We start from the raw sequence: 22,320 nt of genomic DNA on the forward strand, positions 1-22,320 counted from the left end.
GACTCGACATGAGTGTGGCCCCAAATCTCTCGATTCGATGTACATTACGGGACGCTATATATCCAGTTCGGGACATTTAGGGAAAACCAGATGACGTACCTTGTCCGAGCCACGGCGCTAACGAACTACGTCCGGGTGGCTCGCGAAGTAGGGCTCGATCCCTACAAACAGTTGAGCAAGGCTGGTATTCGGCGGGCCACGCTGCTGGACCCCGATGCGATGATCGCCGCGGACGCACTGCGCAGTCTGTTAGCTGAGTCGGCGAGCGCCGCGGGCGTGGAAGACTTTGGTCTGCGCATGGCCGAGACTCGCCAGTTGACCGACCTTGGGCCCCTGGGCTTTGCGATCCAGGGGGAGCCTACGCTGCGCAAGGCGCTGGAATCGATGATGCGCTACCTGCGGCTGCAGAGTGAGAGCGTTGTCATGGCCATCGAAGAACTCGACGAACTTGTCGTGATTCGTGAAAGTCTCCTGACGGATGGACAGGCGCCCCAGCGGCAATCGATCGAGTTGGTCGTCGCCGGCGTGTACCGATTGTTGAGACGCTTCTTGGGGGAGACCTGGAAGCCTCGCAGCATTTGCTTTTCACATGCGCCGCCATCGGGGCCGACGGGACATGCGCGCGTCTTCGGCATGCCGGTGCTGTTCAACCAGGAGTTCGATGGCATCGTGTGTCGCGCCACCGACCTGGACGCGCCGCTGGCCGCCTACGATCCCCTGATGGCATGGGAAGTGCGGCAGCATCTCGATACATTGCTGGCCGGGTCCGATCTTGCGTTCCCCGATGTCGTTCGTAGACTCGTGCTCGCCCTGCTGCCGTCCGGCAACTGCTCCGTTGATAGCGTCGCCCAGCATCTCAGAGTCGACCGGCGCACCGTACACCGTCGGCTGGCCAAGGACGGCGAGAGCTACTCTGGAATTTACAACGGGGTGCGAGCGGACTTGGCCGCGCGCCTTGCAAGATCGGAGGCTCGCCCCTTGGCCGAATTGGCGGCGTTGCTGGGTTTCAGCACGGCAAGCTCTTTCGCACGTTGGTTTGGTGGCCACTTCGGTTGCACGGTATCCGAATGGAGAGCACGCCATCGTGCGAGGTTGACAACCCCCACCAGCCTGGACCAGCCCGAGTCACCGAGGTGAGATCGGCGAGATTCAAGCGCGCCAATTCCCGACATAAGCCTATCCTTGGCAACGCCCCCGGCAAGTGACGGTAGCGGTTGCTTCCAATACTCCCTGTTCAAGATCGCGCCCGCGCGCGCCGTGACACTTGGTATCGCGTGCCAGGATAGCGCCTCAAAGCAGCGCCTCTTGCCTTGGGCGCTCTTCCCGACACCTGACGTTGCTCGCGGATTGGCATCGGTCCCTGTCGGTGTTTACGCGCATTGGCATGAAAACTAAAGAATATGGCGCGAAAACTAAAGTCAGTTTTCCACGTTGCCATATAGTGGCCAACAACTTCTCGATGCGCATTCGCACCCATCCAGCCATGCATGCGGGGAGCGCTCTTAGAGCGTATCGATAACAAGCGTCATTTTCACGGAGACATTCACATGCCAAAGGCAATCAGACTGTACGAGACCGGTGGTCCGGAAGTCCTGAAGTTCGAAGATGTAGAGGTCGGCGAGCCGGGGCCCGGCCAGGCCCGCGTCCGACATAGTTACATCGCAGTCAACTTCATCGACATCTACCATCGGACAGGCTACTACCCGCTGGCATTGCCGAACGGTTTGGGCTCGGATGCTGTGGGTGTGGTCGAGGCCGTCGGGCCAGGCGTGACCGATCTCCGCGTTGGGGATCGAGTCGGCTACCTGATGGGGCCACAGGGGGCGTACTCGGAGGTTCGCGTAATGCCGGCGGACGTACTGATTCCCCTACCGGACGGCGTTTCCGACCGCACGGCTTCCACGCTCATCATGAAGGGGATGACGGCGCAGTATCTGTTCCGCCAGGTCTATCCGCTCAAAGGTGGCGAGACGATTCTCTACCACGCCGCTGCCGGTGGCGTCGGCTTGATTGCCTGCCAGTGGGCCCGCGCCCTCGGTGTGACCATGATCGGCACGGTGAGCAGCGACGAGAAGGCAGAGGTTGCCAAGGCGAACGGTTGCACGCATACCATTGTCACAACACGCGAGGACATCGCTAAGCGCGTACGCGAGCTCACAGACGGGAAAGGCGTTCCGGTCGTATTCGACTCCGTTGGAAAGGACACATTGCAAGCGTCACTGGACAGTCTGCAAGTGCGCGGAACCCTCGTCAGTAACGGAACCAGCTCCGGTCCAGTGTCCTTCGATGCGCTGACCCTCGCGCTGAAGGGCTCGCTGTGGGTCACCCGCCCAGCGATGGCGCACTACGCAACGCCGCGCTCGCACATGCAATCCATGGCAAAGGAGCTGTTTGATCTCGTCCTGGCCGGAAAAATCACGAGCGAGCCGAAGCAAACTTACGCGCTGGCGGAAGCGGCCAAAGCGCATCGACTGCTGGAGTCGCGTCAGACAACCGGCGCAACTGTATTGGTCCCGTAAATCTCAAGGATCGCCATCCTGCGGGAAATAGAGTCTTTGGGAGTTATTGCATCATGCAAGTTGAGCAACTAAATTATGCCCTTGGCGCCGAACTCAAGGGCATCAAGCTGGCTGACGCCATTCACGACGACGGACTGTTCGCAGAGATTCGCGCTGCGCTGTTCAAGCACCGCGTGCTTTTTCTCCGCAATCAGGAGATGAGTCGCACCGAGCACGTCGCGTTTGCACGCCGCTTTGGAGATCTGGAAGATCATCCAGTTGCGTGCGGCGATCCCGAGCATCCAGGACTCGTGCGCATCTACAAGACGCCGGATCAGTCGCGAGATCGCTACGAAAACTCGTGGCATTCCGACGCAACCTGGCGCGAGGCGCCGCCATTTGGCGCCGTGCTGCGCTGTGTCGAATGTCCTCCGTTTGGGGGCGACACCATGTGGGCCAACATGGCGCTCGCCTACGAAAAATTGCCCGATTACATCAAGGAGAAGATCGCCGATCTGCGGGCACGCCACAGCATTGAAGCAACCTTCGGGGCGGCCATGCCGACCGAGAAACGCCTGGCACTCAAGGCTCAGTACCCGGACGCCGAACATCCGGTCGTGCGCACACATCCGGAGACCGGCGAGAAGATCCTGTATGTAAACGTGTTTACCACGCATTTCACCAATTTCCACACCGCAGCCCACGTCCGATTCGGCCAGGACGCCAATCCTGGCGCCGCCGACCTGCTGCGCTACCTGATCAGCCAGGCCTACATCCCCGAGTACCAAGTGCGCTGGAGTTGGGCGCCAAACAGCGTTGCAATTTGGGACAACAGTGCCACGCAACATTATGCGGTGATGGACTATCCGCCTTGTTTCCGCAAGATGGAGCGAGCGGGAATCATTGGAAGCAAACCGTTCTGAACACTGCCATGCAAGATGACCTGATCACGCCGACGCCGTCGGCCTATACGTACCCGCTCCTCGTCAAGCAGTTGCTCCTGAACGCGCTGAGCGTTCATGGCGACCAGGAAATCACCTATCGCGGGGAATTGCGTTACAGCCTCCGCCAATTCCGTGAGCGAGTCGGCCAGCTCGCATCCATGCTGACCGGGCTGGATGTCCGGCACGGCGCCACCGTGGCGGTCATGGACTGGGACAGCCATCGTTACCTCGAAAGCTACTTCGCCATCCCGATGATGGGCGCCACGCTCTTCACGGTCAATGTGCGGCTGTCGGCCCAGCAGATCCTCTATACCCTGAACGACGCCCGGGCCGAGATCGTGCTGGTGCATGCGGACTTCGTCCCAGTGCTCGAAGAAATCAAGGCGGAGCTCAAGTCGGTGCGCAAGGTGGTCGTGCTGGGCGACGGCGAAGCCGTTCCCGCGAGCAAGTTGCCGGTCGCGGGCGAGTACGAGGCGCTGATGGCGCGCGCTGCAGCGGACTTCGAGTTCCCCGACTTCGATGAAAGGACGCGCGCCGCGACGTTCTACACGACGGGCACCACCGGCGATCCCAAGGGCGTGGCCTACAGCCACCGGGACATCGTCATGCACGCCATGGCGACGGCCATGAGCCTGTGCGCGCCGCGCGACGGCCAGCGGCTGCATCGCGAGGATGTCTACATGCCGATCACGCCGATGTTCCACGTTCTCGCCTGGGGTATGCCGTATATCGCGGTCATGCTGGGCCTCAAGACCGTGCTGCCGGGGCGTTACGTCCCGGAGCGCCTGGTCAGGCTGCGCCAGTCGGAAAAGGTCACCTTCTCCCACTGCGTGCCCACCATCCTCCAGATGGTGCTCCAGGCAGCCGACGCCCAAGGGCAGGACCTGTCGGGCTGGAAGCTGATTACCGGCGGTTCCGCCTTACCGCCCGCGCTGTGCGAGGCAGCACTCGACCGTGGCATGGATGTTTTCACTGCCTATGGCATGTCGGAGACGGGCCCCATCGTCTCCCTGGCGCAACTGCCGCCGGGATACAAGCCGAAGGATCGCAAGGAAGAAGTGCGGATGCGCTGCTCGACGGGCCGCCCGGTGCCGTTTGTCGACTTCCGGGTCGTCGACGAAAGCATGAACGACGTCGCGCGCGATGGGAAGCAGCAAGGCGAGATTGTCCTGCGCTCGCCGTTTCTCACGCAGGGCTACACCGGCAAGCCCGAGGCATCCGAAGAACTGTGGGCTGGCGGCTATCTGCATACCCAGGACATCGCCGTCATGACGCCCGATGGGTTCGTTCAGATCGTCGACCGTATCAAGGACGTGATCAAGACGGGCGGCGAATGGGTTTCCTCCATCGAGGTCGAGAGCCTGATCATGGACGTGGCCGGCGTGCAAGAGTGCGCGGTGGTCGGCGTACGGGACGAGAAGTGGGGCGAGCGGCCGATGGCATTTGTCGTTCGCACGGCGGACGCGAGTGTCGGGGGTGAGGCGATCCGTGACCGGCTAATGCAGCACGTCGAACTGAAGCGAATCAGCAAGTACGCCGTTCCGGAGCTGGACCGCATCGCCTTTGTCGCCGAGATTCCGAAGACGAGCGTCGGCAAGATCAACAAGAAGCTGCTGCGCGAGCGCGTTGCGCACCTGCTCGACGAACTGGCAGGCACCGGGCAGGAAAGTGCCGCAGTCGACCGGGCGGCAGCATGACGAGCCAACATCAACCGGACGACATGACGAAGCAGGTACAGGTGGCGCCGGCGGGCGAACTCCCGCCGGGCCAGCGCAAGCTTGTCTTCGTCGACGGCAGGAGCATCGTCCTGTTCAACATCGATGGCGCTCTCCATGCCATCGACAACTCATGCCCCCATAACGGGGCGTCGCTGGCCAACGGTCGTCTGGAGGGAAGCATATTGCAATGCCCGGCCCATGGCTTGCGCTTCGATCTGGCGAAGTCCTGCGAGCCCGGCTCGGCAAGCCTGTGCCTGCGCAGGTTTCAGCTTCGGGAAGAGGAAGGAAGCCTGATGTTGCTGGTGGAGTCCTCTACTGCGCCATAAAGGCGGCACCGTCGGCGCCGAGGCAGCTCCGCTTGATGTAATGCTCCTCGCGGCATGATTGCCGGCTCAGGCGTTGGGTGGCTTGACGGCGTGAGGGGCAGGGCCGGGAAGCTGTCGATGATGCCTTCCCAGATTAAGTCGTACGTCCGTGTCCGGCGTAAGGCCACGCAGCCCGTGTGCCCGGGCAACCGGCCCAACCCGAGGCAGCAATCATGCAAAGCCAAAGACAATCCGCTAGCGGGATGTGGTACTCGCTGACCCAACTCCACAGGGAAGTGCGTAGCATGAGCCGGCGATTGCATGAACAGGCGACTGCGCAGGCTCGTGGCGACAACAGCGACTACTTCGCTTATGTGTTGGGGTTGGTCGATGATCTGATCTATCGGGGGGATGCGCGCGAAAGAGTCGTGTGTTTCGCGTCGGCAGCGGAGTTCGGAATATCCATGCAGCACCAGAGCGAGCGCTGCCTGCTGGCCGCTATGCAGACGGGCTCGGATGCCATCAGGGTGTTGTACTGGACCGCAGTTCGTCGCCTGGCCAATTGCTGGACTCGGGTTTCCCAGAGCCCGAACTCGGAGCATTCCGAAACCGGTAACGAGGCGCACCATGCCGGCTCGCACAAGCTCCCTGCTGTCCACAAGAGCGGTGCCAGCACGGCATCGCGGAAAGCAGCTTTGTGCAGGCGGTGCGAAGAGCTTCGCATGGGTTCGCGCAACGCCAGCGGTCACTCCGCGCTGTACCCAATCTCGGAACGATATTTCCAATGCATTGGCGGGAGCGTGTTTTCCGAGGCAATCCAGCATCGATGCAGCATGTGCGCGACAGCGTGGACACAGCATCGGAACGCTGCCAGCCCATTCGTGAACTGGTCACAAGACAGGTAGTTTAACAACAAGCTTCTAGCGAGAAGCCGGTCCGAATTGCCGCCCGGCTGTGCTGCTGCGCTAGCTGGTGGCCGCTGGATACCTCGGCCCCAAGGCGGGTCGTGGCGTGTAGGTTCTCAGCAAACAGGATCGCGCGTGGGGATGTTAGCCGCCCAGGTGCCGGCGGATAGCTTGAAATCCAAACGATTCGTTACCCCTCACTCACGCAACGCACCTCCGACAGCAAGCCACCACCGAGCCCCATGCAGGCACTGCCCTTGCCGGGGCTTCTGGCGTGACATCCTGCTCCAACCTTCACGGCGATACCCCCGCGCAGCTATGGACAAACTAGCCACATCAGGCTTCTGCGGACGAGAGCCAAAGCGCATCCAGCAGTTGCTGCTACTATGTCGCAACGCAGAAAAATGACTTTAGTTTTAGCGCCATATTCTTTAGTTTTCATGCCGCTGCGCGTAAACACCGAGAGGGGCCTATGCCGATCCGCCAGCGAACTCAGATGCCCGGAAGCGAACCCAAGGCGAGAGCCGCCGCTCTGACGAGCTACCCGCAGGTAGCGCTGCGACTTGGGCTGAATCCCAACGAGTTCATGCGCCGGTTCGGGCTGAATCCGGCCATCTTGATGAACCGGGAACAACGTATCCCGTTTGCGGCGGTGTGTCGCTTGCTCGAGGCGACTGCCCGCGAGGCATCCACGCCATCTGTCGGCATTCAAATGGCCGAGGCACGCACGGCCTTCGATTTTGGGGTCATCGGACTTCTACTAACGCACAAGCGCACATTGCGTGAAGTATTGCTAGCCATGGTGCAGTACCGGCATTTGTTAAACGATGCCCTGGGACTCTACATTGAGACTTCGGGCACGCAGGTGATTATCCGCGAAGAGATTCTCGGCGAGATTGATGACTGGCCGCAGCAGACCATCGAGCTTGCGGTAGGCGTCCTGGCGCGTACCTGCGCATCCGTGCTTGGCCCTCACTGGCGACCAGTCGGCGTGCACTTCACACACGCCGCACCGCCAGACCTTCGCGTTCACCGGCGGATCTTTGGTTGCCCGCTGGTCTTCAAGAGTGATTTCAACGGGTTCGTTTGTCTCGTCAGTGATCTCGACCAACCGAATCCAATGGCGGATCCCGCGTTAGTGCGCTATGCGGAAGGCCTCGCGGAATCCCTTGGCGCTGCCGGTCCGCAAGCTATCACCGCAGAAGTGCGCAACGCGATCTACTTGCTCCTTCCTGTTGAGCAGGCAGCGATAGAACACGTGGCGGGTCAACTCCACACTAGTGTGCGCACTCTGCAGCGGCATCTCGAGGAGGCAGGTACGACTTTCTCGAATCTGGTAGAGGAAGTGCGGCAGGAGCTAGCGATCCGCTACATGAGCAACGAGCGTTACTCGATCGGTCGCGTGGCCGCATTGCTGGGTTACACGCAGCAGGCATCCTTTACACAGTGGTTCTCGCGCCATTTTGGAATGGCACCTAGGGCTTGGCGGGCAGGAAGACGAAAGTGATGCGCCGCTATTCCGCAAATTGCTATTCGAGAGGAGACGTCATGATCCCATCCCGATCTGCGTAGTCCTGCAGCGACTACAGCTATAGAGCGCCAATCTCCGGGCGTAAAATGCGGCACGCATGCACATGCCTGCCGGTGGGAAGCCGAAGACGCCTTGTCGCGAGCACCGCCGGTCAGCCCGCCCCACCTTTACCTTCGTTACCCCCCATGAGCAATATCGTTGCCAGGCTAGCGATCAACCAGTCTGAACTCTTTGTCAATTGGCCCGCCGAGGCCATCGCCAGATTGGTCGATGCCGCGGATGTCGTGACGATGGAAGCGCATGCTTGTGTCAAGCGGTCCGGCGAGTCTGCAGACTATCTCTACCTTCTCGCGACCGGGTCGATGCAGCTTTCCCGTGTGTCGTCGACGGGGCGGGAGTTCACTGCATGGCTATATTTCGCGGGCGATTTCCATGGTATCGGGCCCGCCCTGACGGGTACGCCCTTCCTATACACCGCAACCTGCAAGGAGCCGACGACGCTGGTCCGGATTCCGGCAGCGGTGCTGCGCGAACTCGTCTACAGCGACGGCCGGCTTGCAGCCGGGTTGTTCGCCGTGCTGGACCGCCGGTACCGCGAGACGCTCGCTCGCCACGAGAGCGCGACCATGCACTCTACCCGGGAGCGGATCGCCACCCTGTTGCGCTCGTTCCTCGCGCGCAACATCCGTTGCTATGCCGCCGGCGAGGTCAACCTGTCGCAGGATGAGATCGCGACAATGCTCGGCACACGCCGACAAGTGGTGAACCGGGCGCTACGAGAGTTGGAGGCCGAGGGCATCGTCCGTGTCCAGTATGGCCGCGTGACGGTGCTGGACATGGCGAAACTGTCGGGGCTGGCACCAGAGGGCGAGTGACCCGGCGCCGCCGGCAAGGGGGACGTTTCAGAGGTCCAACGTCAGTTCGCCTGACTGCGCGCGCGAGCAACAGATCATCATCGTAGATCCGGCTGCGCGCTCCGCGTCCGAAAGGACGAGGTCCCTATGATCGGGAATGCCGGCGAGGATGCCTGTCTCGCAGGCGCGGCAGACTCCGCTCATGCATGAGTAGGGGACTTCCACGCCTGCGTCGAGTACGGCTTCGAGGATATTGGTCCCGGGTCCAACGACAAGCCTTTTCTGCGTGCGAGAAAGAATGACCGTGAACGCATCGCCGGCCCCGGCACCCGCTTCAGGTGGTGTGACGGGCTGCGGCGCGGCGAAGTATTCGCGATGCACTCGGGCTGGATCGCGGCCCTCGCATGCAGCTTCGAAGGCCCGCAACATCGGAACGGGACCACAGCAGTACAAGTCGACGTCGTTGGCACAGGATGCGACGATGCCTCGGATATCCAGCATCTTCTCCTTGGCGCCACCATCGAAGTTCAGGTGGACGGTGTTCCCCGTTTCCTTGGCGAGTGCAACAAATTCGTCGGAGAATGCGGCGTTTTCGCGTGCGCGTACAGCGTAGTACAGCTCCCACGTGCCGCCGCTGTACGCCAGGTGCTGGGCCATGCTCCACAGCGGTGTAATGCCTATGCCGCCCGCGAAGAATACGGTATGCCGGGCCGATTCGCGCAATGGGAAGCTGTTTCGTGGCGCTGAGATGGCGACGGTTGCGCCCACACGCAGCGTTTCATGCAGGTAACGCGAGCCGCCTCGGCCGGCAGGATCCAGGCTCGCCGCGATGACGTAGCGGTGACATTCGCCCTGCAAGTTAACAAGAGAATAGCTGCGCACAAGCCCATTCGGCAGGAACAGGTCGATATGCGCGCCCGCGGTGACGGCGGGCCATGTCTGGCCGTCGGAAGGGCGTAGTTCGAAGCCATGGATACCTTCGGCAAGCCAGTGGATCGCGTGTAGCCGGGCGTTTAGTCGTTGCATGATGTCTCCGGGATTGGGCGCGCAGGTGCAGATGATCTTATGCACGCCCTTGTACGACGATTCTCTGTTTGAGTGACCCACGCAACAAGCGCCGGTGCGCCGGGATTGTCCGCAAAGTTGCACTCCCCCCACTCCCAATGTGGCCGGCAGGCGCCGGGAGGGCCGACACCCGCCCGCGTCGGAGACCGGGCGCCGGTGAAAGCAACAATCGATACAGTTCGCCAGTGGCGCGCCTCGACTGCGATCGTGGGCAGATCCAGAATTCTGCCAATCCCGTTGACGGTACTGGAGGCAGAAGGATGAACGAAGACTACATCAGGCTTGGACGGTTCCAAGTCGGCAACCGGATCGTGACCGGTTGCGTGGAAGGGGACGAAATCAACATCTTGCACGAAGGCGATGCGCTGGCGGCAGTGCTCGCAGCGGGCATTCCCGCCGGCATGGCACGCGTGCCATTGCGCGATGCGGTGATGCTGCCGCCGGTCGATCCTGCCGCGCGCATCTTCGCGGTCGCGATCAACTACCAGGCGCACGGCGTCGAGTCGGCGGCCAAGCCGCCGGAGCGCCCGCTCATCTTCTACAAGGCGCCTTCGAATTTCGTAGCGCACGGCGGCGTGCTGAATCCCAACCGGGACGTCACGGCGCAACTCGACTACGAAGGCGAGATCGCGGTGATCATCGGCCGGCCCTGCAAAGCAGCGAAGCCGGAAACCGCACTTAGCTTCGTCTCCGGCATCTGTGCGTTCAATGACGGATCGGCCCGCGACCTGGTCAAACTGCCCGCCGGCAACAGCTTTTGGCCCGACTGGACGGCGGCCAAGGGGCTCGACGGGGCTTCTGCGCTCGGTCCGACGATCGCGTGCGGCAAGGGGCTGGTCGATGCCCTGCAACGCAGGACGCTGACCATCACCACCCGGCTCAACGGCGAAGTGGTGCAGCACGGCGCCATGTCAGACATGATCTTTTCGACCGAGCAGATCATCGCCACGCTGTCTTCCTACATGACGTTGCTGCCCGGCGACGTCATCGCGACCGGGACGCCGGCCGGTGTCGGCGCGGCCAGCAACCGTTTTCTGAAAACAGGCGACGCGCTCGATATCGAGGTCAGCGGCATTGATACATTGCGCGTGAAGGTAGGCTAATCACCATGAATCCAAACAACACCAGTCCGGTGGAACACAAAATGATTCGGGAAACCCGGGTAGCGCAACTGGCGCAAACCGGGGCGGGCACCCCCATGGGGCAACTGCTGCGCCGCTTCTGGCATCCGGTGGCGCTGTCGCGCGAGGTAGCCACGGGCAGCGCCAAGGCGGTGCGGCTGCTCAGCCAGGACCTCGCTCTCTATCGCGGCGAGAGTGGCGAGCCGCACCTCGTGGCGGGGCGCTGCGCGCACCGGCTGACGATGCTGCACACGGGATGGATCGAAGGCGAGGAGATCCGATGCATGTACCACGGCTGGAAGTTCGACGGCAGCGGACGCTGCGTCGAGCGGCCGGCGGAGCGGCATTGCCGCGAGGCGAACATCCGCATCGGGGCATATCCGGTCCATGAATACTGCGGCGTGATCTTCGCGTACCTCGGCGAAGGCGAGGCACCGGCGTTCGACCTGCCCCGCAAGGCAGTATTCGAAACGCCCGGCATGCTGCTGTTCCAGCGCAAGGAGATCTGGCCGTGCAACTGGTTGCAAAACGTCGAGAATTCGCTGGACGCTGTGCATGTCAGCTTCGCGCACCAGATGGGCAAGGTCGGCGCCTTCGGCGAGGCCATCACCACCGAAGTGCCGGCACTCAGCTACCGTGAAACGGAAGCCGGCATCTGCCAGACGGCCGTGCGTGGCGGCTCGCAGGTGAGGGTGAGCGACTGGACGTTTCCCTACGGCAACCACGTCAACATTCCCGGCGTCGACCCCCGTGATCCGTGGACCGAGGTATCGCACTGGATGGTACCCATCGACGACACACGAACGATGCGGCTTGCATTGTTCGCGACACCGTCCACCACGCCCGAGGCGGACAGCAAGCTCGTCAGCTATTACCACGGATGCGAAGGCTATAACTCCGCGGATCATCACGACGACCTGTTCGCCGGGAAGTATCCTACCGATCCGCTGATCCGACTCACGAGCGCGCAAGACTATGTTGCGCTGATTGGCCAGGGCGTCATCGCGGACCGCATGAACGAGTGCCTGGGCGCTTCCGATGTCGGTATTGCCATGCTGCGACGAATCCTGACGCGAGAGATCGACTTGGTGGCAGCCGGAGCTCCCACCAAGGCATGGCGCCGTCTCGACCGCCCTTCGGCGCTGTTCACTGAGGCCGGTCCCCAGGTCACGGCGTAACCACCGCTGGAGGCCGTCTAGCGCATCCAAAAGAGCAAGAGGAGACAAAGTGTCCAATAGAAGAAACGTGATGAAGGCGGCGTGTGCCTTGCTGCTAGCTGGCGGCGTCTGGTGGCAAGATGCGCTCTGCACGCCGCTGTATCCCGCCAAGCCAATCACCCTGGTGCTGCCGGTGGCCGCCGGCAACGGCGCGGACATCGTGGCTCGCTTGCTCGCGCAGCAGATTGGCATGCAGATCGGGCAGGCCGTCGTCGTGGAGAACCGTCCCGGCGCGGGCAGTGTTGCCGCCATCAAGTACGCGGCGAATGCCAGCCCGGACGGCTACACGCTGATCCTGATCGGCAGCGCCAACGCGCTGAGCCAGTCGCTGTACAAGTCGCCACCCTACGACGTGCTGCGCGACCTGGTACCGGTGTCGGATATCGCGAGGACCGACATTGCGATCCTGACTGGCAAGCGGTCGAAGTTCAATAGCGTCAAGGACTTTATCCACGCGGCGCGCGAGCAACCTGGCCGCCTGACGGCGGGGATCAGCCTGCTGGGCACGACCGGGCATCTGATGGCCGAACTCTTCAAGGCCAGGGAGAAGCTGGATTTCTCGATCGTGCCGTTCAAGACATCGTCCAATCTCCACACCTCGCTGATGAATGGCGATGTGGACGTGGCGTTCGATCTCGCGCCGCCAGCGCTGGCACAACTGCGCGCCGGCGGGCTGCGCGCGCTGGCCCATCGGCTCGGGCACCCGTTCGGTCATCCTGCCGGATGTGCCCACGCTGAGGGAACTCGGCTATGAAAACTACGAGATCGTATCGACCATGCAGATCGCCGCGCCAGCACGCACGCCAGCGCCGATCGTCGAACGGATGAATCGGGAAATCCAGCGCGCGCTGGGCCAGTCTGAGCTGCAGAAGCGGTTCCGAGACCAGGGATTCGCCACCGCAGGCGGCACAGCCACGCAGGCGCGCGAGCATGTCGCCGGCGAAGTGGAGAAGTGGCGCAACGTGATCCGAGCGACCCAAATCGAACTGCAGTAAGGCGGTGTATTGCGGTGAAGGCGGGGCGCGGCATATCAGGAGCGACGAGTCACAGGCTCTTCATCGCGCCGCTGGCGGGAAGCGTGTGACGCTACCTCCGCCAATCTGATACGAAAGGCGCAGACCCCAATAAGCGCTACCGTCCCGCCGCTGTCCACCCTCCATCGTGATACCCCACGTGCCTGGCGCACGTGAGGGGGCGCTGCGACTTCTCGCCGGGGCCCACGGCTCCTGCCACGAGATACCGGCTTGCTGCCTGCTGTATTTCCGCGCTCCGCGCCCCCGCGCAGAGTCTGCCAATCAATCCCCATTACAGGGTTTCAGGCCCGCCAAAGAGATGAATAACGCCCTTGCCCGTACCGGAACAACGCTTGACGACAAGTATCAGGCCCAGGAGGGCTGGCTCTACATGACTGGCATGCAGGCCTTGGTGAGATTGCCCATCCAGCAGCGCCTGCGCGACACGGCAGCGGGATGGAACACCGGTGCCTATATCTCGGGCTATCGCGGATCGCCCGTCGGCCGCTACGACATGGAACTCTGGGCGGCAGAGACACTGCTCAAGGAACACAACATCCAGTTCCGTGCCGGTCTGAACGAAGACCTTGCCGCCACGGCGATCTGGGGTGCCCAGTATGTGGGTAGCTTCCCGGGCGCCAGGGTCGATGGCGTGTTCGGCATCTGGTACGGCAAGGGACCTGGCGTGGACCGCTCGGGCGACGTCTTGCGTCACGCCAATCTCGCTGGCACATCGCCCAAGGGCGGTGTCGTGTGTCTGGCGGGCGACGATCACGGCGCCAAGTCTTCCACGGTGGCGAACTTCTCGGACCAGATATTCATCGCCGTCGGGATGCCGGTGCTCTATCCGTCGAACACGCAAGAACTGCTGGACTATGGCCTGCACGGGATCGCGATGTCACGCTTCAGCGGCTGCTGGGTCGGCATGAAAGTGGTCACCGACGTGGTGGAGGGCGGCGGCTCCGTCTACGTGTCGCTGGATTCGCCGCAGATCCGGATGCCAGAATCAGCACGGGACGCCGCTGACATGCTGGAGAGCGACGGATACCATATCCGCAGCGTCGACGCGCCGCTGCCGCAGGAAGAACGGCTGTATCACCATAAGCACCAGGCGGTGATGGCGTACGCGCGTGCCAATGGGCTCAACCGCGTGACCCTGAACCCGGACCATGCCAAGATCGGCATCGTTTCCGCCGGCAAGTCCTGGCAGGACGTGCTCGAGGCCATGGCCAGCCTTGGGCTGGATGAGGCGCGCGCCGCCGAACTGGGTATCCGTCTGCTTAAAATCGGCATGATCTGGCCGCTGGATCCCGCGATCGTCCGCGAGTTCGCGCAAGGCCTAGAAACGATCATCGTGGTCGAAGAGAAGCGGCCGGTGCTCGAGGACCAGTTGCGCGCGGCGCTCTACGGCGGAGCGGCGCCACGCATTGTCGGCAAGCACCAAGCTGGCGGGGTGTTCGATCCGGCGCGCGGTCCCATGTTATTCCCGAACGCCGGGGAACTGAGCCCGCAGCGGATCGCGGCCGTGATCGCTGATACGCTGCACCTGCACAATCCGGCCTGCGGACTAAATTCCCCTCTCGCGCCCGCCGCCAAAGCGGACGCCAGTGGCATGCCATCACGCATGCCGGGATTCTGCTCCGGCTGTCCGCACAACCGCTCCACACGATTGCCGGAGGGCAGCCGCGCGCTGGCCGGCATCGGTTGCCATACCATCGCCGCCCGCGCCAATCCGCTCCGCACCACGACCGTGTCGCAGATGGGCGGCGAAGGTGTCATGTGGCTGGGCCAGCAGGCGTTCACCGATGAGAAGCACGTCTTCGCCAATATCGGCGACGGAACATTCGCCCACTCCGGGTTCCTGGCGGTGCGCCAGGCCATCGCGGCCGGCGTCCCGATGACCTACAAGATCCTCTACAACGGCTTCGTGTCGATGACAGGCGGCCAACCTGTGGAAACGGAACAGCCGCCCCAGCAAATTCTTCACGGACTGGCGGCGGAAGGCGTGCGCAAGATGGCAGTGGTGACCGACGAGCCGCAGAAGTACCGGGATATTTCCTTGCCTCCGGATACGCCCGTTCACCACCGCAGCCAGATGGACGCTGTGCAGCGCGAGTTCCGCGAATATCCCGGGGTCTCCGTCATCCTGTATGACCAGGCTTGCGCCACGGAGCGCAGGCGCTTGCGCAAACGTGGCAAGCTGCCTGACCCGGCGAAGCGTGCCTTCATCAACCCTGCCGTGTGCGAGGGGTGCGGCGATTGCGGCAAGGCGTCCAACTGCATGTCGATTGAACCGCTGGAAACCGAGTTCGGTCGCAAGCGACGGATCAACCAGGGTAGCTGCAATAAGGACTACTCTTGCGTCGACGGCTTCTGCCCCAGCTTCGTGACCGTACACGGGGGCAAGCCCAGGGATCAGAAGGCGAGTAATGGCGGCCCGCGCCAGCCCGAATGGACTCACACGCTGCCAGAACCGGTCATCGCCGCCTTGGCGGATATCCGCAGTGTCCTGATCGTCGGCATCGGCGGGACCGGCGTGGTCACGATTGGCCAGACCCTGGCCATGGCCGCTCACCTGCAGGGCTATTACACTTCGAACCTCGACATCACCGGCATCAGCCAGAAGTACGGAGCGGTGAATTCCCATGTCCGCATTGCACCGCGCCCGGGCATGTTGCACGCCACCCGTATCGGCGCCGGCGATACCAGCGCGCTGGTCGGCTGCGACCTGGTAGTGGCAGCCGGCGACGAAACAGTGTCGACGCTACGCCTGGGCACCAGCCAGGGCGTCATCTGTACGGACCTCGTTCCTACGGCGGAGTTCGCCGGCAACCCGGACTGGAACATCGATGCCGACGTGCTGGTCCAGCGTTTGCGGCATGCCCTGGGCGACGATGTGCTGCTGCTCGAAGGACAGCGCCTGGCGATCGAACTGATGGGCGATGCTATCGCCGCCAACATGCTCATGCTGGGGGCGGCGTGGCAGCGCGGACTGGTGCCCGTATCGCTGGCAGCAATGCATCGGGCCATAGAACTCAACGGGGTGGCTGTGGCGATGAACAAGGACGCGTTCCTTTGGGGCCGCCGCGCCGGGCATGACTTGCAGGCGGTGGAGCGGTTCGTCCGGGAGACACGTGCGCCCGCGAGCCAGGTCATCAATTTCGTGCCGCGGACCAGGCGCAGCGTGGCAGATGTCGTCCGCAGCCGAGGCGAACACCTGAAAGCGCATGGCGGCCATGGGCCCGTGCGGCGCTACGAGCAGCTGGTACAGCGCGTGGCCGATGCGGAACGGCATGCGGGCCTGGGCGATGCGCTCAGTCGTGCTGTGGCGACCAGTTACCACAAGCTGCTGGCAGTGAAAGATGAATGGGAGGTGGCCCGCCTCTATAGCCATCCCGACTTCCAGGCGGCGCTGAGGAACGAGTTCGAAGGAGAGTACACGCTACGCTTCCACGTTGGCGCTTGGCCTTTTTCGACCACGGACGACATGGGAAGACCGGTCAAGGGCGAAGTTGGCCCCTGGCTGATGACCGCATTCCGATGGATGACGAAATTCCGGTTTCTGCGCGGCAGTGTGCTGGATCCCTTCCGGAACAACGCCGAGCGCCGCCTGGAGCGCCATCTCGTCTCCCAATACGAGCGCGATATCGATCGTCTGCTCGACGGCATCAATGCGCAGACGTATGACGTGGCCACGCGCATTGCCGCGTTGCCGGAGTCAGTGCGCGGCTTCGGGCACGTCAAGGAAGCTAGCGCGGCCAAAGCAGGCGAAGCCCGCGCAGCACTGATCGCCGAACTGGAGGGGCGATGGGCAGGGCCTGTACAGCCACAGGCGGTACAGGCCAGGGTGTACGCCGTCACCTGAACACCCGTGCCTCGCCGCATGCATTGCGGTAGTACACGGGCTGGCCAATACGTACGGGACTGCGCGGCAGCCTGCGCACGCCACATCTGGAAATCACGGTACGCGCAGCGTCCCGCACCGCGTAGGTACGCCTGCGCGGTGCCGTTCCGTACGGTCCGACTCACCTGCACGATCCGCAACGGTGCGGCGTGGGCGCGCTCGCACCCGACCTGCGCCGGTGGGAAGCAGCTCCAAGCCTGGGATTGCAACAAGCAGGACAATCGCGCGCCTTCTTCGTTCGACTGTTGTCCCGCCCCGACACAGAATCAAGACGCCCTTCGGTGACCGCCCCGACATCACGCACCGCGGCCCTGGCAGACGGCATCACAGCGGCGACCTGACGGACGTCGCCGAGCCACAAAAAAAACTCAACGAGGAGACCATCAGTATGAGAAGGACGCTTTCTATTGCCCTGGTTCTGGGCGCGGCAGGCAGCACGGCAGCCAGCGCGCAATCCGGTGTGACTCTCTATGGCGTCATCGACGCTCCGATCGAGTATGTCAACAAGATTGCACAAGGTGCACCGTCGGTCGTCAACGGGCAGTTAGTCCAACAGCCTGGTGGCAACCGCTTCGGCATGCCTTCCGGCGGAGGACTGGCGGGCGGACGTTGGGGCCTGCGTGGCACGGAAGACCTCGGAGGTGGCATGTCTTCGTTGTTCGTGCTGGAAAGCGGGTTTGCCGAAGATAGCGGCGCGTCATTGCAGGGCCGGCTGTTCGGGCGGCAGGCCTTCGTTGGCATCCAGAACCGCTTTGGGCAACTGACGCTTGGCAGGCAGTATTCGTCGATGTTCAACGCCTTCTCCAATTTTGCGCCGCTGCGCTATGCGGTGATGTATGAACCGGTTGGCGCGATGCTGGGTGGTAGTGCCCGTTCAGACAACACGGTCAAGTACACCGGTTCGTTCGGCTCGGTAACGGCGATAGCGCATTACTCGTTCGGCGTCGGGACCCCTACCGTTGGCGTTTCGCCGCTGTTAAATGGCGGCGCGGGCGAGGTGCCGGGGCACGCGGGAAACAACGCTGGTTGGGGGGCCGGGGCCTATTACCTGAGCAACGGATTCGGCGTGAGCGTGGCCTACGATGAATGGAATCCGACGATGGTCGTCGGCCAGGCCGGCAAGTCGCGCAAGGCCGGCCTGGCAGCCAGCTACAGCATCGGTCCAGGTAGCATCATGGCGGGCTATCGTTGGGGGAACACAGACTACGCCAACCACGTAACGCTGGCGAAAGAGAATTTCTTGTGGGTGGGCGGCACTTACCAGGCCACGCCGTCATTAGGCCTGACGCTGGCCTATTACTACTGGGACATTAGCTCGGTGCGGGTCTCGCCGACGGCGACGGCCACGAATCCGGCCAAGCCGTGGCAGGTTGCCTTCGTGTCGACCTACAGCCTTTCAAAGCGTACCGATGTGTATCTGACCTCCGCGTACGCGAGAAACGCCGCGCTGAACTTCGACACGTCGCTCACCGGTTTTGGCAGCGGCTACTATCCCACGCCGGGGCAACGCGGCATGCTTGGCGTGGCGTTGGGTGTCCGCCATAGATTCTGAGGCGCAACGGAAGCGGGCTAGTCATCAGGGACGCCGGGACCTTGCGGTGCGGGCGTTGATCCGCCGGGTCCCGGCCGTTGCGATCTGGCGGCCACGTCTTCGAGTGAAGAAGCCGGCCGCCGATTCAGGCCACGAGTATTCGATTTGCCCGACGAGTGACCTGGCCTTGCCAAAGTAACAACACTGCGCTAGTCAGCGTAAGCACCGCACAGGTCATTGCCATGAGCCAGAAGGAGTTCCAAAGCAGCGGGGCCAGCACGCCGGCGATCGGCGCACAGTGTGCTGCGTGCCCCACCGCCGCACCAGGAGTGGCAGGCATACCAGGCCCGCAACCAGCCCCAGCACCATTGGCACAAATATCAGGTAGACCTCGGTCGCGGGGCGCCCCAAGAGATGGATTACAAATTGCGGAGCGGCTGCGACGTACAGGAACATCGCCATCCAGTTGCAGGCATGGGCCACCGTCAGGCGCATAAACCAAGCCGAGCCCAGCACATTGCGGTAGCCGCGCCACAGAGTGGCGACGCGCATAGGCTGACGGCGAATAGGCGGCAAGGTTTCCGGCAGCAGCCGCCCGTAGACCAGCAACATCAGCGCCGCGACCACGGAAAGGAAGGCAAACACCGCCCGCCAGCCCCATATGGACGTCAGCCATCCACCCAGCATGGGAACCAAGGTAGGGCCCAGGCACTGGACGATGCTGGTACGCGCAATCATTCTTTGCGCATCGGCGCCTGAATAGAGGTCGCGGATGATGGCGCGGCACAGAATCGTTCCTAGCCCGGCTGCCAAGCCCTGCACGGTGCGCAGCAACCAAAGCTCCTCAATACGCGTGACTCTCAAACAGAGCAAGGAGGACAGCAGCAGCACCACTAACACGAAATTCAGGGGCCGTCGCCTCCCATAGGCATCTGAGATGACACCATGCCACAGGCACATGAAGGCATTGGCCACAAAAAAGAGCGATACCGTTTGCTGCACGGCGGTAGCCGAAATGCGCAGGTCCTGCTGAATCCCCGTGAGGGTGGGAAACAGGATGTCAGACCACAGTGACACCAGAATACCCAGAACCCCTAGCAAGGGCAGTGCTTGCGCGGGGCTCAGTGGTGGCTTGTTGTCGAATATGTGTTGCATGAGTGGGGAGCGCAATGAATACGTTTGGAACGTTCCGCCGGCCTCTGGCCGGCCTCGTCCTGTAGCGCCGGCAGCGGTTGAGCGGTATCACGCGCCTTGTGGCGGAACCTCTTTCAGGCTGCCGCCAATGGTGCCAATGGCGGTGTGTACGGCACTGACAACTACGACTTCTCTGGTCATGAAATTCTCCGGCTCCGACTCAAGAACAAAGAGCCAGACGCTGCATGACAGGCGAACGCGTGGCGAGGCGCCATGGCACTACCGTGTCAGGCAATGTCAGCCTGAGATGGAACGCAGCATGGCATCCAGCAGGACGTCGGGTGGATTCGCACCGGAGACCGAATGCGATCTGTTGAACACAAAGCAAGGGACGCCATCAATGTGGCGATCGATTGGTGCAGGCGCCGAAATGGTCCTGCTGGCGCTACGCCGGAACTCCGCAAACTGTTCGGCCAAGCCATGGGGCCCCAGTTCGCATTCCAGCCCCAGCCGTTCAAGCACGGTCGAATCACCGATGTCCTCGCCCTCGATAAAGTAAGCCACGAACAGCCGCTCGACCAACCCGGCTACCTGCGTTTCGTTGCAATGGCGGGTTGCATAGGCAACCAGTTCGTGCGCTGACGCAGTGTTTGGCAGTACCTTGATCCGTTCGAAGGCAAAGTCGATACCGACGGCGGTCCCTGCATGCCTGACCTGCGCTCTTCGGGCGGCAACTGCCTCGGGACGGCCTAGCCGGGCAATATAGAACGCCTGGTATGGCAAGCCGCCAGGCGGCGTGTCGGGGCGCAGTTGATGCGAGCGCCAAAGCACGCTCAAGTCAACGTCCGGCCGCATCTCAGCCAGCCGGCTCATGGCAGTATGCAGGTGGCGCTTGCCAATCAGGCACCAGGGGCAGACGAAGTCGAAGTACACTTCGATCGTCAGTCCCGGCCTGGCCCCTTCATGGATGCCCAAGGCGGTTGAAGGGCTACTGTTCATCTTCATGGACGCTTTTCAAGGGAAAAAACTCGAGCACTCACGCACCCGGCCGGGGTCATGCTTAGAATTTGTGGCGCAGGCCGACGGCAACGCCCAGCATCGAGCTTTCGCCCGCGCCAAGCGCGTAGCTATTTCCGAGCGAGAGGCTGTTGGCATAGAAGATCGCGGCGGACTCCATACCCACTCCCGCGTGCTTCGCGTAGGCCGTGGTCAGGTAGATGTCGGTCCGCTTGGAGAAGGCGTAATTGGAAATAAACGCGATCTGCCACGGATTGGCGACGCTGGTGCTGCCAAACTGGTGCTTGACGTTGTCGTAGTTGTACTCGAGCGTCAATCCAAGCGCCGACGTCACCTGGTAGTTCGCACCGATCCAGTAGAAGTCATCGCGCAGGATCTCGCCGCCGTTCTGGTTCTTGGTCTGGCCCCATCGGTATCCACCCATGATCTTGGCCGCACCAAACGCATAGCTGGCGGCAACAGATGCCTTCTTGAAGGTGCCGGTGCCAGCAAGGGCTGGCGTGGCTGCGGGGGCGATGGTCGGATTGAACTGGTCATAGCCGATGGTCGCGGCGAACGCCCCGCCGTTGTAGGTCAAGGCCGTACCGTAGGCGGTATCGCGGCGGAACTGCCCTGGCACCTCGCCGTTGCCACCAAGGACAAACGGTGCCCCAACCGTGGGCGGCAGTGCCAGGCCGGTACCGAATGACCAGTGCGCCAGCGCGGTTACGGGACCGAAAGTGCCTGTGTACTTGATCGTGTTGTCTTCGCGAAAGTTCGCACCCGCCATGACTACCACCGGTTCATACTGGGTCGCGTACGCGGCCGGGGTGAAGCTAGCGAGGGCCTCGAACATCGAGGTGTACTGGCGGCCAAGGCTGATCTGGCCGTATTCGCTCTGCACACCCACGAATGCCTGACGACCGAACAGGCGACCACCTTGCTGCGAGCTGCCGCTATCCAGGTTAAAGCCGCTTTCGAGCACAAACATCGCCTTCATGCCGCCGCCCAGGTCTTCCACGCCACGCAGACCCCAGCGAGAGCCGGACACACCACCGGAATCCAGGCGGGTGACTTTTTGGCCCGGACCGGAATTGAATCCATTCGCTGCCGTCGGTACCGCACCAACATGGTTGGCGAACTCAAAGTTCATGTCAGCGACGCCGTACAACGTCACCGACTGTGCCCCGGCGGCCCCAACCATGCCGACCGACAGCCCAGCAAATGCAATGTGCTTCAATTTCATGCTCAAGTCTCCCCTTTGGTGCAGTTTCATAATTAGTATGTCCAGCCGATGCTCATCTCGGTTACCGGCCGGCCGTCCGCGCGGTCGCGGGCGAAGCCGGCAAACCAAGCCAGGCTCGCGGGATTGGCCATGGTGTCGGGATTCGCCACGTTTTCCAGCGGCTGTCCCAGCAGCAGCTTCTTGATCGGCAGCTCCATCTTCTTGCCCGACAACGTGCGGGGAATGGCTGTCACCTGGAATACTTCGTTCGGTACGTGCCGGGCCGACAGCGCCACCTTGATACGGTCGCGGATGGTGGCCGTCAGTCCTGGCGTCAGTTCAATATCGGGCCGCAGGAC

General features: G+C 62.5%; 17 protein-coding genes and 1 pseudogene. 13 read left to right on the plus strand and 5 right to left on the minus strand.

Annotated elements, in window-relative coordinates; translation table 11 throughout:
- The first annotated feature begins 90 nt into the window (after positions 1-90).
- The 7 genes from OR16_RS22940 to OR16_RS22975 all read left to right on the plus strand — a co-directional run bounded on the left by OR16_RS22940 (position 91) and on the right by OR16_RS22975 (position 8,776).
- Positions 91-1,137: an AraC family transcriptional regulator gene (locus OR16_RS22940; protein ID WP_006160346.1), complete on the plus strand. Its 1,047-nt coding sequence runs from the start codon at positions 91-93 to the stop codon at positions 1,135-1,137.
- Positions 1,138-1,547: 410 nt separating this feature from the next.
- A complete protein-coding gene (locus OR16_RS22945; RefSeq protein ID WP_006160347.1) occupies positions 1,548-2,519 on the plus strand; it encodes a quinone oxidoreductase family protein in 972 nt (323 codons plus the stop codon).
- Between the two features lie 53 nt (positions 2,520-2,572).
- Positions 2,573-3,421: a TauD/TfdA dioxygenase family protein gene (locus OR16_RS22950; protein WP_006160349.1), complete on the plus strand. Its 849-nt coding sequence runs from the start codon at positions 2,573-2,575 to the stop codon at positions 3,419-3,421.
- Positions 3,422-3,429: 8 nt separating this feature from the next.
- Entirely contained in the window at positions 3,430-5,139 is a 1,710-nt protein-coding gene (locus tag OR16_RS22955) for a fatty acid--CoA ligase (RefSeq protein WP_006160352.1), read from the plus strand.
- On the plus strand, positions 5,136-5,486 hold the full coding sequence (locus OR16_RS22960; RefSeq protein ID WP_006160353.1) for a Rieske (2Fe-2S) protein: 351 nt from the start codon (positions 5,136-5,138) through the stop codon (positions 5,484-5,486). The genes OR16_RS22955 and OR16_RS22960 overlap by 4 nt, the downstream gene beginning before the upstream one ends.
- 1,356 nt (positions 5,487-6,842) lie before the next feature.
- The gene (locus OR16_RS22970) at positions 6,843-7,877 is read left to right on the plus strand and encodes an AraC family transcriptional regulator (RefSeq protein ID WP_006160355.1); all 1,035 of its coding nucleotides are present in this window, start codon (positions 6,843-6,845) and stop codon (positions 7,875-7,877) included.
- 209 nt (positions 7,878-8,086) lie between these two features.
- Positions 8,087-8,776, plus strand: coding sequence for a Crp/Fnr family transcriptional regulator (locus OR16_RS22975; protein WP_006160356.1), 690 nt, complete (start codon positions 8,087-8,089; stop codon positions 8,774-8,776).
- Positions 8,777-8,803: 27 nt separating this feature from the next.
- Here the strand turns inward: OR16_RS22975 and OR16_RS22980 are convergent, their stop codons facing one another.
- A complete protein-coding gene (locus OR16_RS22980) occupies positions 8,804-9,781 on the minus strand; it encodes a PDR/VanB family oxidoreductase (protein ID WP_006160357.1) in 978 nt (325 codons plus the stop codon).
- A gap of 299 nt (positions 9,782-10,080) precedes the next feature.
- Here OR16_RS22980 and OR16_RS22985 point away from each other — a divergent pair, with 299 nt between their 5' ends.
- The 6 genes from OR16_RS22985 (at position 10,081) to OR16_RS23005 (ending at position 18,627) form a co-directional block, all read left to right on the plus strand.
- Positions 10,081-10,923: a fumarylacetoacetate hydrolase family protein gene (locus OR16_RS22985; protein WP_006160360.1), complete on the plus strand. Its 843-nt coding sequence runs from the start codon at positions 10,081-10,083 to the stop codon at positions 10,921-10,923.
- 5 nt (positions 10,924-10,928) lie between these two features.
- Positions 10,929-12,119 (plus strand): Rieske 2Fe-2S domain-containing protein, encoded by a 1,191-nt coding sequence (locus tag OR16_RS22990; RefSeq protein ID WP_100227959.1) that lies wholly within the window; start codon positions 10,929-10,931, stop codon positions 12,117-12,119.
- A gap of 49 nt (positions 12,120-12,168) precedes the next feature.
- Positions 12,169-12,912, plus strand: a complete 744-nt coding sequence (locus tag OR16_RS47390) for a Bug family tripartite tricarboxylate transporter substrate binding protein (protein ID WP_141639907.1) — start codon at positions 12,169-12,171, stop codon at positions 12,910-12,912.
- Complete coding sequence (locus OR16_RS47395; protein WP_006160365.1) at positions 12,884-13,153, plus strand: tripartite tricarboxylate transporter substrate-binding protein; 270 nt, start codon at positions 12,884-12,886, stop codon at positions 13,151-13,153. Before OR16_RS47390 ends, OR16_RS47395 begins: the two co-directional genes overlap by 29 nt.
- Before the next feature lie 337 nt (positions 13,154-13,490).
- Positions 13,491-17,036: an indolepyruvate ferredoxin oxidoreductase family protein gene (locus OR16_RS23000; protein ID WP_006160366.1), complete on the plus strand. Its 3,546-nt coding sequence runs from the start codon at positions 13,491-13,493 to the stop codon at positions 17,034-17,036.
- 427 nt (positions 17,037-17,463) lie between these two features.
- On the plus strand, positions 17,464-18,627 hold the full coding sequence (locus OR16_RS23005; protein WP_006160372.1) for a porin: 1,164 nt from the start codon (positions 17,464-17,466) through the stop codon (positions 18,625-18,627).
- Between the two features lie 213 nt (positions 18,628-18,840).
- On the opposite strand, the gene OR16_RS23010 is transcribed toward OR16_RS23005, so the two are convergent.
- The 4 genes and pseudogenes from OR16_RS23010 to OR16_RS23025 all read right to left on the minus strand — a co-directional run.
- Positions 18,841-19,761 carry an MFS transporter gene (locus OR16_RS23010; RefSeq protein WP_006160373.1) on the minus strand — a complete coding sequence of 307 codons (921 nt, stop codon included), beginning with the start codon at positions 19,759-19,761 and terminating at the stop codon, positions 18,841-18,843.
- A gap of 276 nt (positions 19,762-20,037) precedes the next feature.
- Complete coding sequence (locus OR16_RS23015) at positions 20,038-20,745, minus strand: DsbA family oxidoreductase (RefSeq protein WP_006160376.1); 708 nt, start codon at positions 20,743-20,745, stop codon at positions 20,038-20,040.
- 55 nt (positions 20,746-20,800) lie between these two features.
- The gene (locus tag OR16_RS23020) at positions 20,801-21,982 is read right to left on the minus strand and encodes a porin (protein ID WP_006160378.1); all 1,182 of its coding nucleotides are present in this window, start codon (positions 21,980-21,982) and stop codon (positions 20,801-20,803) included.
- Positions 21,983-22,014: 32 nt separating this feature from the next.
- Positions 22,015-22,320 (minus strand): annotated as a pseudogene (locus OR16_RS23025) (acetoacetate--CoA ligase); the annotation flags it as partial.

It is taken from the genome of Cupriavidus basilensis OR16 (assembly GCF_000243095.1).
In the GTDB taxonomy this organism is placed as follows: Bacteria; Pseudomonadota; Gammaproteobacteria; order Burkholderiales; family Burkholderiaceae; genus Cupriavidus; species Cupriavidus basilensis_D.

What these genes read in the sequence shown, in the direction of transcription:
- OR16_RS22940 (WP_006160346.1), top strand. Translation starts at nt 91, where the DNA reads ATGACGTACCTTGTCCGAGCCACGGCGCTAACGAACTACGTCCGGGTG.
- OR16_RS22945 (WP_006160347.1), top strand. Translation starts at nt 1,548, where the DNA reads ATGCCAAAGGCAATCAGACTGTACGAGACCGGTGGTCCGGAAGTCCTG.
- OR16_RS22950 (WP_006160349.1), top strand. Translation starts at nt 2,573, where the DNA reads ATGCAAGTTGAGCAACTAAATTATGCCCTTGGCGCCGAACTCAAGGGC.
- OR16_RS22955 (WP_006160352.1), top strand. Translation starts at nt 3,430, where the DNA reads ATGCAAGATGACCTGATCACGCCGACGCCGTCGGCCTATACGTACCCG.
- OR16_RS22960 (WP_006160353.1), top strand. Translation starts at nt 5,136, where the DNA reads ATGACGAGCCAACATCAACCGGACGACATGACGAAGCAGGTACAGGTG.
- OR16_RS22970 (WP_006160355.1), top strand. Translation starts at nt 6,843, where the DNA reads ATGCCGATCCGCCAGCGAACTCAGATGCCCGGAAGCGAACCCAAGGCG.
- OR16_RS22975 (WP_006160356.1), top strand. Translation starts at nt 8,087, where the DNA reads ATGAGCAATATCGTTGCCAGGCTAGCGATCAACCAGTCTGAACTCTTT.
- OR16_RS22980 (WP_006160357.1), bottom strand. Translation starts at nt 9,781, where the DNA reads ATGCAACGACTAAACGCCCGGCTACACGCGATCCACTGGCTTGCCGAA.
- OR16_RS22985 (WP_006160360.1), top strand. Translation starts at nt 10,081, where the DNA reads ATGAACGAAGACTACATCAGGCTTGGACGGTTCCAAGTCGGCAACCGG.
- OR16_RS22990 (WP_100227959.1), top strand. Translation starts at nt 10,929, where the DNA reads ATGAATCCAAACAACACCAGTCCGGTGGAACACAAAATGATTCGGGAA.
- OR16_RS23000 (WP_006160366.1), top strand. Translation starts at nt 13,491, where the DNA reads ATGAATAACGCCCTTGCCCGTACCGGAACAACGCTTGACGACAAGTAT.
- OR16_RS23005 (WP_006160372.1), top strand. Translation starts at nt 17,464, where the DNA reads ATGAGAAGGACGCTTTCTATTGCCCTGGTTCTGGGCGCGGCAGGCAGC.
- OR16_RS23010 (WP_006160373.1), bottom strand. Translation starts at nt 19,761, where the DNA reads ATGCAACACATATTCGACAACAAGCCACCACTGAGCCCCGCGCAAGCA.
- OR16_RS23015 (WP_006160376.1), bottom strand. Translation starts at nt 20,745, where the DNA reads ATGAAGATGAACAGTAGCCCTTCAACCGCCTTGGGCATCCATGAAGGG.
- OR16_RS23020 (WP_006160378.1), bottom strand. Translation starts at nt 21,982, where the DNA reads ATGAAATTGAAGCACATTGCATTTGCTGGGCTGTCGGTCGGCATGGTT.